Source organism: Paenibacillus sp. J22P143 (assembly GCF_059692035.1).
The window spans coordinates 1-14,268 of the sequence record NZ_JCAUAQ010000051.1 but is presented as its reverse complement, the minus strand read 5'-3'; the positions used below and the strand labels follow the sequence as shown (position 1 = coordinate 14,268).

Below are 14,268 nucleotides of genomic sequence, written 5' to 3'. Positions count from 1 at the left end.
CAGTGGGGCAGGTATAAGCCTGAAACGCTGCTGTCTTTTTAAGATTAAGACAAATTTCAAGAAAATAGGGCTGTCCTCAAGTAGAATTATCTACTTTTGGGACAGCCCCTTTGTAGATAACGTGGTCAGCGCGGCTTCGGCTGAATCGATCAAACTTATGAACTAGGATCGCTTGGAAATGCGGCTTGGACTTTTTAGCATCGGCAATCATACGCTGGAAGTTATTGCGGGCATCTGTCTTTGCCGATTTAGCTTCATCCACATACTCGTCAACGATGTCCCAACCGTTTTCGGCAGCGTACTTCTGTAGTGCTTCCCGTTGAGCGGGAATGGATAGTTGGCGTTCTGCTTGTTGCTCTGATGATACGCGAAGATAAATAACAACTTTCATTTGAACAGTCTCCTTCGATATTTGATTTTTGTTTGTTGCTGCTATCCACCTTTCATGGTCTCAACGCATCTCACCGTCGAGTATTCACTGTAAACGCAAAGAAGCCTGACTTCTAGCCGAAGTAGGATTACGAAACTATAGTAAAAGTTTTTAGATTTAGCTTCTCCTGGTTAGCATATTTACCTTCATAGCGGGTATAAACAACTTTGTAAGAGAGTTTTCAACTATGGGGGTATGTAAAATGACAACTAATCTAGAGAAAAAGCTGTATCTGGGAAAATGGAGAAAAAGAGCTATAGAGGACTACGCGAAATATCTAAAGACATATGATCAAAGATTCGCTGAAGAGAGCCAACAAAAAGTATGGAATACCAATGTATGTGCGTTATCCGAACGGGTGAAGCTAGAAGCGCTCTACTTTAAAATGTATTCAGGGCATGCTTTACACAATAAAAGATATGCATCTCTTAACAGTTGGAGTATTGAGAGTATGGCTAAAGATATGACATGGGAAGTTCATATTTTTATTGCTAAGTTGATCTTCCCAATTAATATAACTGAGCTTGGTACACTCTACTGTTCTAATGAGATAGAGGTCTCCATTAGTCGTGTAATTCAGCTACTTGTTAGTAAAGAAGCAGTTCCAGATCATTATTTGTTGGACTTATATCAGCAATGTTATGAGATTTTTATTGATCTGGCGGTTCCTTTTCTCTACAGATGCAATAAAAATGATCTAAGTAAACCTGTTGAAGTAGAGTTTCACACATATATTGAACGGTTTATGTTTATAAGATTGAAAGACTGGTATGTAAGGGAATGCAGTCAATCTAAGTACAACTGGCGTTCGGCGAAACGCGGAGAACGCAAATATTCTTCGCTCCAAAGCAGGCTGCGATGTGAGATGAAGGCGGAAACGGGTAAAGTAATCGGTACAAATCCAGACAAGTACATCAGAGATATACAAACTCTAGCATTCGACGATATGCTTGATATCGTGCGGGCATCCAGTATAAGAGAAGCAGAATGTCTGGAGCTACACTACAATAAAGAACTTGATGTGAAAGATATTGCAGCCCAGCTTGGATTAGCAGTAGGCACAGTGAAGTATTACTTGCATAGCGGTAGGGAGAGACTGAGACAGTGGCAAGAAAGGAGGGAAACCTCCTAATAATTTTTATAGTTGCCCCAACCTTTTGTCAATAAGTGATGTATATATGTAGTGTAGGTACTTAAGAAAGAAACTTTGAGTAGACAGTATCTTGCTATAGATGGTTTTAATTAAGGGTTAAAAAGGGAGGAACAAAAAGCGCTGCTAGGACGAGACAACGCAAGTAAAGGCGAGTGGGATGCGAGCCCTTTACCCGAGTTAGCAGCCGCCATCTAGAGCAAGATACCGTAAATCACAGTGGAGCTTTCTAGTAACGATGGTGAGTGGTCTCAGGTGCTTCCTTGGCTGAAGTCTGCCCATTTATGGACGCTGCTATATCTGTACATTTAAATTAGCTGATTAAGCGCGAAGGTATGTGGACTATTCGGAGCTGCGGATTTTGGACGCCGCGGCTATTCTGCCATAAGTCGCGCTAGTTTCTGCGTCCAATGTGCCTAGATGGTTCACTCAGGTGTAGTGGTACGAAAGAAGTTCTGGGTGGGACGAGTATCTGGACACTTCGGGCGCTGCACTGATCGTATATGATCTTATGTATCGACGCGGTCGAGTACTTCGGTGGCTGGAGATGGACGTAGTGGTAGCAGGCAAGAGGAAACTGGTGAGTTAAGTACTAAATAGAGCCGAAGGTAACTTGTGCGCGGCGAAGCGGAGCGAGCCGTAAGAAGAAGCCGAAGGCATGAACAGGAGATTCTATATGAGATGGTGGAAAGTGACGCATGCATTGCCTTACCACGATGAAGACATAATCGAGATTAGATATGTGCACGCTGAGACAACCTCCGAGGTAATGGATGTATTAAAGTCGCATATTCACCCAGACAGAGTACTGTTCGATCTGTACTCTATTTGTTTTGAGATTATCGGGGCGGAGGAGGTAGAACCTCATTTGGTTTGGACATATGAAAGTAATAGAGGCGATGCTATGAGAGATGATCTGGTCATTACTGCTCTTAATTGGCAGAGGGTCTTCGGCGTAAGTCCATCGGTTACTTCCTCAATTTCTGAATACGATGCCGCGAAACTTGTAGGCTGCTCGTTCGAAGATTACTGCCAATCCGTACAAGCTAATAGTGCAGTAACCAAGGGTCACGACTTTATTTATGACGGAATAAGGTATCAAGTTAAGGCCTGTCGTCCCAGTGGGAAGAAAGGTAGCAGAATAACAAAGGTGCCTAAGGCAAGAAACTACGCATGGGACAAGCTGATATGGATCATGTACGATGAAGGCTTTCATATTAAGGAAGCTTGGATATGGGATGTAGACAAGTACCGTGATGAACTAGGTCCAGTAGAGAGGATAAGCCCAGATCATATGAGGAAAGGGACATGCTTACAGCAAGATTAGCTATATCCCCCACATCAAGAGTGGCTAAAAATGACTCATTAAGAAACAGTACTCTGGTGGGCTTATTACCGCTACTTATAAGGGTTCTGTAGATTACAAATTGGTGACATGTGTAATAATTACGATTAGAACATATTAGTGGACCTGGAGGTTGGAATACCCCTCTGTAGTCATCATCGTTTAATTAACTGCCTATATCTTATTAAAAGGTTCACGTAACAAATTTTCACTAGTGATTACCTTGTTCATTATTCTTAAACAGAATTTCGCATTGCTCACAAGCAAGACCATCGAACTCTTTTTCTGGGATAAACATCTGACCACAACAGTCACATTTACTTTTAATAATCATTTACTTCCTCCTCTATCTTGCTCTCAAGTGAGAGTAGGAGGGGAGCCTTTATAGACTCCCCCAAGTGCTGTTACATATAACCGCTTTCCTTTAAACTAGCGAATTTGTGGTGTCCAATGACAATATGATCCAAAACAGAAATGCCAATGAGTCCACCTGCATCAACAAGTCTTCGGGTAAGTTGAATATCTTCAGGACTGGGATCAGGTATTCCACTTGGGTGATTATGAACGCACAGTATACTGGAAGACGAGCGTTTACAAGCCTCACGGAATACAATCATTGGTGATACTATACTAGCGTTTAAACTGCCTTGAGACAGGGTCTCAACCGCTATAATATGATTCTTTGTATTGAGAAAGATCACTTTAAATACTTCATGTTGTAGGTACTCTAGTTCGCCTCTCAGAAGGTCATAAACGTCCTGTGGACTCCTTATCACGGTAGGTGCTTGCTTTGGCATATTAAGCAACTTCGCAAGTTGTAAAGCTGATAGAAGTTGTTTAGCTTTTGCTTTACCTATACCGCGGATCGCCATTAATTCATGCTCTGATGCTTGTAGTAGCTCATGTGGCGAAGAGAAACGCTTGAATATCTCTTGTACTGCATAGCTTTCAGTTCTTTCACAAAGAGTGGCGGCTAGTAAGCTTTTATATGAGTTATTGTTCATGGAATGGACCTCCGAATAGGATTATAGGAATGAGAAATAGGAGAGAGCCTGAGCTCTCCCCCTTGTGGAATAATTGATATTTGATTATGATAAAACTGAATAGGATTTACACAGGGCGCTTTCCCGAGCGTCCTTTTTCATTTTCTTCAATTTGTATCTGTACAGAAACCAGCAGTGCAAGACAATGTATATACGACCTCCCTTTTGATGATTGAAGTGGCGTAGCGCATTCCATATTCGTCTTTGCAGTTATTAGCTGATGCTTTAAATCTAGAAGCACATTCATTTGGCAGATCCTCCTTTCTTCTGAAGATGCCTACTTAAGTGTGTAGGATGATATTTGTTGAAATAGCGAGTGACAAAGTTGGAAGCTAAAGTATCTTCAATCTGCCAAAATCTCTTGAAGAATGCATGCAGTAGATTCCCAGCAATAACTATTTGATTTTGCTGTACCAGCCGACTTAGTTGGGTGCTTAATTCTTCAGGTATACCTATCTTTTCCACGGTTTCATCTCCTCGTATAGTTCTCGATCAGCGTTTCTCGCCATTTCACTAGTTCAATCACGTACCTATTAAAATCCATTGCTAGGGGATACGACAGACTTAATTCATCTGAGCTATCGGCTTCAAGGCGTTCCCATTCAATGGTCACTGTAATCGCTGCTTTTATAAGTGCTTCTAATGAACTTAGGTACCTTTCCATTCTAATCACCTCCTTTCATTGTAAATGGGCATCTCATCACTCATTCTGCCTGTAAATAATAAGGCCAGCGTCATCCGTCTTGGACGATACTGGCCTTATTTGTCTTTATAATTTAGCTGAGATCTAAGCTTTTTAAATGCGTCCATATTCCTCAGAGGATGATCGATATGTAGATGATCCTCTACTGATCGCTCTTGATACATTTCAAGTAGCTTCTTCTGAGCAACCTTACCAAACGCAGAGCCCCATTGATTGTTGTTCCATGTTTTAGCTTTCTTTTCGATACTCAAATTGATCTTCTCTAAGCTGGGTGTTTTAAGCTCACATAACATGTACATGAGAGCAGTGAGATGATATTGATGAGCGGATAGGGGCTTCGTATCCCATTGTTTAAAGCCTTCATTCTCTTTGTTTGTTGTAACTTCTTTAATGATAAGTCCATATGTGTCGATCTCTACAAAGCCTTGTAGCATCCCAAACTGAGACGTAAACGGTTCAACCTTTATGTTCACCGCGCAACGGTACAAAGTAAAATCGTACTCAACTGTTCTGTTAGAATCGGTATGCTTATGAGGATTGTACCTCGTTAAAAGTTTTTGCTTATCAAATTTCATTTGATGGCTCATTCCCTTCTTTTAGTTGATCCTCAATTCCACGCTTCTTAATCTCAATTAATAACTGATCGATAAAGCCTTGCTCAAGATGAAGACGAACGGCGTTGGAGTATGAAAAATAACAGTAGCTCGTTACTCAGCAATCTTAACGATGACATGCTCGTTACCTCCTCGATTTATTTTCTACTAGAACTTGTCTTACCATTGCTCCTTTCTGAGGCTACTCTCACTCGCCTGGTCTATTCTCTGTCACGCATAGAACGCAAAAAAGCCCGTTCACTGTCTAGTTGCACAGTAACGGGCTATTATTACCTATATTTACTTATTCCAGTTTGTTACAAGCTGCAGAAGCTGAAGTACTCGCTTTCGTTCCTCATCTGAACTAGATTGCAGGATATTAATAAGCTTAGCAAAGGTATCTTTATCACTTACAGATTCAATTGGTTCAATGTATCTGAAAAGCTCAAGTATCGATGTGTTTAAAGCAACGGAGACCTTTTCCAAGCTTCGGAAAGTGGTATTCTTCTCTCCGCGCTCAATTTTACCAACGTATGAAGCATTAAGATCGGCTAGTTCTGCAAGCCTCTCTTGACTCCATCCTTTCTCTTTGCGCAATGCACGTATTCTGGCACCGATGATGCTGAGTAGGTCGGCCATCTGATCACCTCTATGGCAACCATATCGAATAGTTTATTTAGCATCTAGGGACTAAAAGAACAATAATATTGTATTATTCCTTAAAACGACAAATTGTGGTATAACATAGTACAGAAGAACTAGTAAAGGATGTAAATAATAGTAAACGCGTTCGTGTGCAAAGGAGGGGTGGGCGAGCTCAAACGTTTAGCAGAAAGATATAGCAAGAATACCACCCCTCGAGATTTTTCAATTTTTCGTTCCAATAATATATTTACATTATTTTACATATTTTAGAGGGGGGTTATATGCTCGCAATCATTGGCTTTCTAATTGCAATCTTTTTCATCTACAGGTGTATTAGGCTAGTAAAGATGTTGCTTATGCCAAGTTTCTGGCTGGGCGCAGCATTAATCGTTGCATTTGTAATTGTTACATCGATTGTGTTCAAATCATCAGATGCAAGTTCAGGTAATGGCGCAATGCAATTCTTTCTTATTACAGCAGTACTATTCATTCTCACAGTCATTATCGTTAAACCGATGAGGCTTCCTGTCTACTTCATTCTAGGAATTATTTCACTCGGATTATTCGTTGCAAACATCGCTCTAGACTCTGATGATTCATTGGCTGGCTCTACAGACTACAGTAGTACAAATGGAGGAGATCTAGCTCAAGCGGCGGCAGATCCATCACTTCATGTTGTAAAGCCACATTGGGTCAACGGTTACGTTCGCGATGATGGTACTTATGTTAATGGCTACTGGAGAGATGGTGATGGCAACCCAGCGACTACCCTAACAAGTAGCGAAGGCGGCGGTTATCTCAGATCGAATCCCGATGGCAATCCGCTAAACAATCTAAAGAAAAACTAACTTGAAAAGGAAGATAACATTCTCATGAAAAAAGCAATTGTGGTTGTTTCATTTTTAGCTCTGCTTGGATGCAGCAAGTCTACTACCGATCAAGCTGTTGTAGCCAATAGTTCATTACCATCCTCTCCAATGTTTACTGCTACCGCAGCTCCCACTGCAACTCCAGTGCCAACGCCAGCTGCACAAGCAATCAACATTCAGGAAACCGTCGCTAATATCCTGAATAACTTTATTAAAGAACACAAGCTCAAGAGAGATGATGTTAACGAATCTATGCTAAGCGGCATTGGCAAGGATGACAACCAGATTTATGTATTGTTTACGTATGCTAATATAGACGGGACTCCAGGGGTGATTTCTTTCTATGACATGGCAACGGGTAAACTTATTCAATCCTTTAGTAATGACGAGGGATATGCTGCTACCGAATTATTAACGGTTAACAATCCAAAGTATAAGAAGACAATAGCGATGAGAGTAGGATATAAAAGTTATGGTGTAGACCTGTTTGCGCTCGATGCAGGAAAGTTAATTAAAATTAACGGTATATTCGGAGATGGGTTTGATATTGCTGATATTGATGGTGATGGATTCGAGGAATTTTTAACTTCTGATATGATAATTGAGAAATCACAAAGCAGGGTTGAACACATAAACAACTACTATGTTTATAAATGGGACGGCAACGAGTATGCAAAGCAGAAGAGGTTGGTTGATAAATTCGCTTCAGGCAAATGGGGGACAGCCGATTCAGATGCATTGACGTTTTCGCTTAATTTCCTGTCAGAAGATAAGGATAAATTAGGTAAGATTACATATTACAGTGAAGGCGAAGGCATTCAGTACGATTTTACAGTAACGTCATTATCGAAAGATGCGCTAGAAATTAAATATACAAGAGAGGATTCTGGATTCAAGCTGACTTCCAATGTAAAGATGACGTTAATCGATGAAACGCATATGAGCTTCATTAAAGATAACAAGCAGTACATTGTCGAGAAGTTTTAACTAGATGTCGAGGCACCTTTACGAGGAGAATACATGATGAAGAGAATACTGATTACTATACTGATAGCAACAGCTTTGACAGGATGTGGTGCGAAAGAAATACACGAATTTAATGCCGTTCAAAGCACTGCTCCTACTGAGTTATCGATACCGACAGCAACACCAGTACAAACAAAAGCACCAGTTCAGGAGATACTGGCAACTACTCCAACTAAAGCGCCTATAAGTACGATTCCTTTCACTCCTGGTATGAGCTATTATAACGGTTACGATGTCAATGCCATTCAACCAACAGCATATGGTTGGTCAGGCAATACTCGCTTTAAAGCAAAGCTCGATTTAAGTGTTAATTGGGAGTTTGAAGCATCGATCAGGACTCCATTCGTCATTGGAGCAAAGGGAGAAATCTATTTTATTCATGAGCCGCACTACGGTGATCGCCCCAACCGAGACAATTTTTACTGTGTAGATGCAAACGGTAAATTGCTTTGGAAGAAGGAAGTAAAAGACAATCTTAAAATAGCGCCGATGATTGGCTCAGATGGAACTATCTATATTACAAGCAAGAATAATATTCTCGCATTCAGCAAAGATGGTTCATTAAAGTGGACTTCTGATGTCATACCTGATGTATCCACTCATCCAGCAATTGGCTTGAACCGAACGTTGTATGTGGTTTCCAAAGAAAAAGATAGTAAGGCTAACAGTGCGCTATTAGCCATTAGTGAACAAGGAAAATTACTATGGAGCAAAACAACGGTTAAAGAGGCAGGAAATCTCGTTATCAGCAGCGATGGTACCCTATATTTGACGGGGAAAATGGAAGATAGCGGCTTGCATGCAATTAATCCTGACGGATCAAAGAAATGGAGTCGATCATTTAATAATTACATTGATACTCCATTACTCGGTTCTGACGGTACGATTTACATTCAGAAGGACATGGGGACGTACACTTACTTACAGGCTTTGGATGCAGAGGGGAAAGACAAATGGAGTTTTAAAGTCGAAAGCGTTGACTCAAAAATTACACAACCTGTGCTTGGGCCTGATGGGACAATCTACTTCGGGACCCAGACCAGTAATATTTTCGCGGTATCCCCTTCTGGTCAGCAGATTTGGAAGCTGACAATAGATCCTTATCGAAAGATTGAGTTCAGCACACCTCTAGTGGATGCTGATGGACGTGTTTACGTTACAACTAAGGGAGATAGTAACCGCAATGATTCTGCTATGTATATCGTAGCTAATGGGAAAGTGGCGCGGAAAATTACTCCTCATACGAATTCTTCCTTTGAGACTCCAGTTGCCATTGGGGCAGATGGCACAGTGTATGTTGCAGAAACAACGATAAATGCATTTGAAAAGAAGCTGTTTGCATTAGGTAGGTAAAAATTGTCTAGGAGCGTATAACAATGATGGAGAAAGTAATACCAGAGAAGTTAGCGAGTGGTGATCTATCTAAGCAGTACGCTTTTGAAAGCGACCTTTCACTGATAGAACCTTGGATACTAAATATAATCAATTTAGAATTAGATAAAATGTATTACACCAGAGCACAATTGATCGCAAGGGAACCTGCATCCAACGTGTACTACGTTATTACGGAATCAGAACAGATCATAAAGTTCACTATTGGCACTACGGTCAGACTTTGTGTACCAGTGGACGCTGACGGCAATGTCACCAGTTACTTTATCTCAACTCAAGACAAGGCAGAGTGGCGGGCACACAATCCAATTCCTAATGATGGTATAACTACATTCACTCAGTACAACGCTAACGGTTCAAGCGGAGAGAGTAGTACCAGTCGTAGAAAATGGATTATGCTTGGATCAATTGCAGGCGGTGCAATACTACTAATATGGTTTCTTGTGGCAGTTATTTTCACTGATGAGAGGGTTGCTATTAGAGAAGCGAAGAGAGAACTTAAAGAGACAGTTCTAGCGAATGGAGTAAGCCTTGTATCTACGTATGATGTAAGGGCTCAGTTGATACAAAGGGAAGATCAAGAATTGAGGAAATTCGGTGAATATAGAGTAACGGGTGGATTCGAATACCAATCGAACGATGGTAACAAAGGATATAGAACATTTAGTTTGTATGTACGTTCTAAGGGAAATGAGTTTCAAGCTAATAAGCCTACTTTCGAGAGGGATTACAGTAGAGAGTAGTAATAGAATTTTCTGGTTGTAACCTAGAATACCTTATTTATATTGAACTTATTTCAGTTGATGAGCTCCCAGTTGGGCTCATTTTCTGTTTATTATGGATGCTATTTGTAAGATGGATCACTCTTAAGGAAGGAAAAGGAAGTTTAATGACGAATTATGGAAGATAATATAGTTCAAAAGTAATGGAGGGACACCAAGACGTGACTGAAGGCGTAGGAACTAAAACAATTCCACTATCCGATGCATATAAGGATTTAATGCAAGTGGTAAAGGTAATGGCTAATAAAGAAATAAAAGAGATGCAATTTTGTATCCAGGCTGAAGTAAATTATATCAACTTCAAGATATATGGAGGCAATCAGTACATCAAGGCAGTTGGAGACGATGGTAGCTTATTGCAGCTTATTGTGCCAGCCGAGGTTGCAAAGACATTGCAAACCAAACATTACTACGAGTTTCTGGGCTCATTTGAAGTGTCCAGTTCTCCCGAATATGGATTCTTCCAGTTACGAGTCATAAGCGCTTCGTTGCTCGGCAAAGATATGAGATTGGAAGCAAAGAAGCAAGCAGCCAATGAAATTATTGAGAAGGGCTACTTGGACAAATATAAAGATGATTTTACAAAGCTACGAGGGAAAGCAGATTGTAAGGTAGCTTTGGTGACTTCTCAGCAGTCTCAAGTTATTAGGGATGTCCTTGAAGTATTCAAAGGACGTAAGGGATTAACGTATGAACTTGTAGCCGTTAAGCTAAATGATGCTCAATTGATTGCTGAGGGAATATCTAATGCGAGCCAAGGCTCTTACGATGTTATTATGGTGATTCGCGGCGGAGGAAACGATAGCGATTTTGCTGTCTTCAATAACCCCTGCATAGCGCAGGCAATACATAATTCTAAAGTACCTGTAGTTGTAGGTATTGGTCATACAGATAATAACACCTTCGCAGATAAGGCTGCTGACCGTTCTGAGACCACGCCTACCAAGGCAGCTAGATTCATAGTGGACATGCTCGGAGAGCCACAGCAAGGCGCTAGAGAGGTTAAGAAGTATGTTCAGTACAACAAGCCATATAGCAGTAAACGGAGCAACTGGAAGACGTTTCGTAAGGCGGAAGCTGGTTCAGCGGCGGCACGTTTTGCTTTGTTATTCTTATTACTTGCTATAGGGGCAGGATTTATTTTCTATGTTATGCCGCTTGTATTTAAAAATATACTAAACAATCTAGGGTGATCATATGGCACGCACTTATTACGCAGAAGGCAGACAGTTAGCTAATGGATTAAGAGGACTCTTCGGTATACTCGCTCTAGTTCTGTACTTCTATGTAATACCAGGGTTACATTGGGGCTTCCTTGTTGGATACATTTTCGCTGCTTTACTGATATCAGAGATATTGGGAGCTCGATTAACTAGGAAGAGGAGAGCAGAAAAGAAACTACGTAAATCATCACCTACAAGGAAATCAACGCAAACAGCGACAGCAAGAAGATCGTCAAAGGAATGTCGGTCTGATGAACTCATTTTAAGTAGTGGTCTCAATGATATATCTGGCCAAGAGTTTGAACGCCTTCTTGCCCTGTACTTTCGTGATCAAGGCTATACAGTCAAGGAGGTTGGAGTCGGTGGTAATGATGGTGGGGTAGATCTGGTCATTATTAATAAGCGCAGCGATCCAGGCAATATCGAAATTGTACATGGCGGAAATCAGCTCGTCGGATAAAATCGAAAAGAATAAGAGGTAGATTGCGCGTCGTTTTGCTAGTACTCGTACGTGTCTCGTGAAAATTAGATATTGCAACTTCATATGTAACATTACAGAAAAAAGAGAAGCGTGGTGGTATAGTGGAAAGGACCATGAAAGTTATAAGATTTGTAAGGACGCTTTTAATGCTTGCAGTAGAAGCTATTTATAAAGGCACTATAAATTCTGTCCAGAAGGGGAAATATGTAGACATATACTGGAGTTATGGCCTAACCTCAACATTGATAGCAGTATTCCTTTTTAAATACGATACTGGAATTGCAAGTATGTTGCGAGTGTTAATTGCAGTAATTATATTGACTGTATTAGGATATGTTTTTGTTTCAATGCGTCAAGCTCATAGAGATTCTGATGAACGTCTTTATCATCTAATTGGCTTTTGGTTAGCATGTAACTATTATGTTGCAATAGTATCAATTTTGTTGGCGAGCTTTACTAAAGTTATCGGCAATACTATAGCAGTTACATTTTATATTTTTCTTTATTATTGTGTACGATATTTATTGGATCGCTGGGTTAGACATTGGCTTATTTACAGTTTAGTTTTCTTCTTCATGCCTGGTTTTTCAGCAGTTTTATGGAGCTTTATTGGAATGATGCTCAGAGACTTTACTCAGAATACAATATTTATTTCAAATTCTACTTTGGGTTGGATGGTTCTACTCCTATCCATATTGATTAGTAATTTTGTGATTTACTGGACACCTCCACAGCGTTTAGATGAGGTGAAGGTTGCTACATATTTTCTCTTAGCCATATTCTCGACGCTTTCATCATGCTTTTTTATTTCTGATTATGTAGCTACGTTTCTGTATCCATATCTTAAGGGGATACACGGAGTAACAGAAGCAAGTATCAGGGATGGTATAAAAAGCACAATTGCATGGGCGTTGCTACCTTATTTAATTGGCACTGTATTTGGTTGCTTTACTATAGAACTTGTAACAAGAAATCATAATAAAAAGGCCGTAGATGGATTGTCGAATTGATTTGGCCGATACCTTAGTTGAGGTTTGGGTCAATTTAGAATTTAGCAAATAAAGAGTATATCGAGGTGTTAGATAAATGCCCAGTGTTATCGATCAACATAAGAACACATTAAGAAGATATTTCAGACAACAAAATACTATTAGTACACTCTTAGGTGATATTGAAGTTCAAGAAGAGCTTGGGCAAGGAGTGGAACGGGAATGAAAAATCAAAGTGTATACGAACTGATGTCGACTGAATTAAGGAAAACGAGTCTAGACCTCTCGCTGGAATATATGGAAATAGGTATCGATCAATTATTGAAGTTAGAGATAATAGAGAAAATCCCTGTATTAAAGCAAATGAAATACATCTATGATATCGGGAGCTATTTCAAACAGAGAAGATTCGTAAAAAATATAGCTGTTTTCTTGAAGGAATATAGCGTCGAATCGGTGGATCAGCGGAAACGTGAGGATTTCCTTCAGTCGTTAGAAGATGAAAAGAAGCGCGTCAAAATCATCGATTATGTCATGGTGTATCTTGATACGATAAAAACGGATGAGAAGGTACTGCTATTTGCCAAGCTTTTCAAGAGGTATGTTGAGGGTAATGTGGATTGGGAGAAGTTCTGTTTTCTTGCGGAGATCATTGAGAAGGCGTATTACGATGATTTGAAAAAGTTGTTATGGTTATACAAGCTGTACCTTGACAATGAAGATTCAGTATTAGAATTGCAAGATAGAAACAACTTGAGTTCGTATAAAAGGCTTGAATCACTTGGGATTGTTGATCCCATTTATGAGATTATTACAATGACTGGCTCATCTCCATTGACCATCTTATACCAAATGAATAATGAGGGTAGCGTAATATCTGAGATCGTAGCAGAGATAGTGGGTATGGATAATATATAAGTATCGTAAGCGACTCGTGATCACATGTGTAAATATAGGGAAAAATCAAGATTGATGAAGTATGTGGATGTGGGTAGAGAATATTAGTAAGTTAAGCGCCTTTTCGGCGCTCTTTCATTTTGTTTAGTGAAGGCATACTTTCTATCTTTGTTGAATCATGATTTAAAAATTTACTCCGATAGTAGGTGAACTCATTGCTTTACGATGTATTCATTAGCCACGCAAGCGAAGATAAGAAAAGATTTGTAAGACCGTTAGCAAAAAAGCTAAAGGAAGTTCATGTTGAAGTGTGGTATGACGAATTTAGCTTATTGCCTGGTGATAGCTTGAGAAGATCAATTGATGCAGGGCTGACACATTCCAGGATTGGAATTGTGATTTTGAGTGAAGCGTTCTTTAGTAAGGAATGGACACAGTGGGAATTAGATGGTCTATTGCAGAAAATGTTTAGCAATAAAGGGAATAACACAATTATTCCGATATGGCATAATGTTAGCTACAGTCAAGTCTATAATTTCTCGCCATCTTTGGCTGATCGTTTTGCAATTCAAAGTTCGAAAGGTATTAAACTATAATGCTACATATAAACTAGACAGCAAAAAAGGAGTTTCTTAGTTGTATGACAGGTCCAAGAAGGAAGTTCAGCCCAGAGGAAAAAGCTCGGTTGGTACTGGAAATT

General features: G+C 40.0%; 19 protein-coding genes and 1 pseudogene. 11 read left to right on the top strand and 9 right to left on the bottom strand.

Features of this window, described 5'->3' with window-relative positions; all coding sequences use genetic code 11:
• Window positions 1-76: 76 nt before the first annotated feature.
• Entirely contained in the window at window positions 77-391 is a 315-nt protein-coding gene (locus AC58PQ_RS29235; protein WP_497247858.1) for a recombinase family protein, read from the bottom strand.
• 241 nt (window positions 392-632) lie between these two features.
• Here AC58PQ_RS29235 and AC58PQ_RS29230 point away from each other — a divergent pair, with 241 nt between their 5' ends.
• On the top strand, window positions 633-1,562 hold the full coding sequence (locus tag AC58PQ_RS29230; protein WP_497247856.1) for an RNA polymerase sigma factor: 930 nt from the start codon (window positions 633-635) through the stop codon (window positions 1,560-1,562).
• 694 nt (window positions 1,563-2,256) lie between these two features.
• Entirely contained in the window at window positions 2,257-2,907 is a 651-nt protein-coding gene (locus AC58PQ_RS29225; RefSeq protein WP_497247854.1) for a hypothetical protein, read from the top strand.
• Window positions 2,908-3,136: 229 nt separating this feature from the next.
• Here the strand turns inward: AC58PQ_RS29225 and AC58PQ_RS29220 are convergent, their stop codons facing one another.
• The 8 genes and pseudogenes from AC58PQ_RS29220 to AC58PQ_RS29185 all read right to left on the bottom strand — a co-directional run bounded on the left by AC58PQ_RS29220 (window position 3,137) and on the right by AC58PQ_RS29185 (window position 5,903).
• Window positions 3,137-3,259: a hypothetical protein gene (locus tag AC58PQ_RS29220; RefSeq protein ID WP_497247852.1), complete on the bottom strand. Its 123-nt coding sequence runs from the start codon at window positions 3,257-3,259 to the stop codon at window positions 3,137-3,139.
• Window positions 3,260-3,329: 70 nt separating this feature from the next.
• Window positions 3,330-3,929, bottom strand: coding sequence for a RadC family protein (gene radC, locus AC58PQ_RS29215; RefSeq protein ID WP_497247850.1), 600 nt, complete (start codon window positions 3,927-3,929; stop codon window positions 3,330-3,332).
• Between the two features lie 106 nt (window positions 3,930-4,035).
• Window positions 4,036-4,215, bottom strand: a complete 180-nt coding sequence (locus AC58PQ_RS29210; RefSeq protein ID WP_497247848.1) for a hypothetical protein — start codon at window positions 4,213-4,215, stop codon at window positions 4,036-4,038.
• Window positions 4,212-4,433 (bottom strand): hypothetical protein, encoded by a 222-nt coding sequence (locus AC58PQ_RS29205; RefSeq protein ID WP_497247846.1) that lies wholly within the window; start codon window positions 4,431-4,433, stop codon window positions 4,212-4,214. Before AC58PQ_RS29205 ends, AC58PQ_RS29210 begins: the two co-directional genes overlap by 4 nt.
• Window positions 4,434-4,437: 4 nt before the next feature.
• The gene (locus AC58PQ_RS29200) at window positions 4,438-4,632 is read right to left on the bottom strand and encodes a hypothetical protein (RefSeq protein ID WP_497247844.1); all 195 of its coding nucleotides are present in this window, start codon (window positions 4,630-4,632) and stop codon (window positions 4,438-4,440) included.
• Window positions 4,633-4,727: 95 nt separating this feature from the next.
• On the bottom strand, window positions 4,728-5,246 hold the full coding sequence (locus tag AC58PQ_RS29195; RefSeq protein ID WP_497247842.1) for a hypothetical protein: 519 nt from the start codon (window positions 5,244-5,246) through the stop codon (window positions 4,728-4,730).
• Window positions 5,236-5,349, bottom strand: a pseudogene (locus AC58PQ_RS29190) (hypothetical protein); the annotation flags it as partial. The gene AC58PQ_RS29195 and the pseudogene AC58PQ_RS29190, both read right to left, overlap by 11 nt.
• Window positions 5,350-5,564: 215 nt before the next feature.
• Entirely contained in the window at window positions 5,565-5,903 is a 339-nt protein-coding gene (locus AC58PQ_RS29185) for a helix-turn-helix domain-containing protein (RefSeq protein ID WP_497247840.1), read from the bottom strand.
• Between the two features lie 287 nt (window positions 5,904-6,190).
• On the opposite strand from AC58PQ_RS29185, the gene AC58PQ_RS29180 reads away from it, so the two are divergent.
• The 9 genes from AC58PQ_RS29180 (at window position 6,191) to AC58PQ_RS29140 (ending at window position 14,164) form a co-directional block, all read left to right on the top strand.
• Entirely contained in the window at window positions 6,191-6,757 is a 567-nt protein-coding gene (locus tag AC58PQ_RS29180; protein ID WP_497247838.1) for a DUF3892 domain-containing protein, read from the top strand.
• Window positions 6,758-6,781: 24 nt separating this feature from the next.
• Window positions 6,782-7,765, top strand: a complete 984-nt coding sequence (locus AC58PQ_RS29175; RefSeq protein WP_497247836.1) for a hypothetical protein — start codon at window positions 6,782-6,784, stop codon at window positions 7,763-7,765.
• Window positions 7,766-7,798: 33 nt separating this feature from the next.
• Window positions 7,799-9,157 (top strand): outer membrane protein assembly factor BamB family protein, encoded by a 1,359-nt coding sequence (locus AC58PQ_RS29170; RefSeq protein WP_497247834.1) that lies wholly within the window; start codon window positions 7,799-7,801, stop codon window positions 9,155-9,157.
• Between the two features lie 23 nt (window positions 9,158-9,180).
• A complete protein-coding gene (locus tag AC58PQ_RS29165; protein WP_497247832.1) occupies window positions 9,181-9,939 on the top strand; it encodes a hypothetical protein in 759 nt (252 codons plus the stop codon).
• A 200-nt stretch (window positions 9,940-10,139) separates the two neighbouring features.
• A complete protein-coding gene (locus tag AC58PQ_RS29160) occupies window positions 10,140-11,171 on the top strand; it encodes an exodeoxyribonuclease VII large subunit (RefSeq protein WP_497247830.1) in 1,032 nt (343 codons plus the stop codon).
• A 4-nt stretch (window positions 11,172-11,175) separates the two neighbouring features.
• Window positions 11,176-11,661, top strand: a complete 486-nt coding sequence (locus AC58PQ_RS29155; protein ID WP_497247828.1) for a restriction endonuclease — start codon at window positions 11,176-11,178, stop codon at window positions 11,659-11,661.
• 134 nt (window positions 11,662-11,795) lie between these two features.
• Window positions 11,796-12,692 carry a hypothetical protein gene (locus AC58PQ_RS29150; RefSeq protein ID WP_497247826.1) on the top strand — a complete coding sequence of 299 codons (897 nt, stop codon included), beginning with the start codon at window positions 11,796-11,798 and terminating at the stop codon, window positions 12,690-12,692.
• Between the two features lie 201 nt (window positions 12,693-12,893).
• Window positions 12,894-13,589: a hypothetical protein gene (locus AC58PQ_RS29145; protein ID WP_497247824.1), complete on the top strand. Its 696-nt coding sequence runs from the start codon at window positions 12,894-12,896 to the stop codon at window positions 13,587-13,589.
• 194 nt (window positions 13,590-13,783) lie between these two features.
• On the top strand, window positions 13,784-14,164 hold the full coding sequence (locus AC58PQ_RS29140) for a toll/interleukin-1 receptor domain-containing protein (protein WP_497247822.1): 381 nt from the start codon (window positions 13,784-13,786) through the stop codon (window positions 14,162-14,164).
• Window positions 14,165-14,268 lie beyond the last annotated feature (104 nt).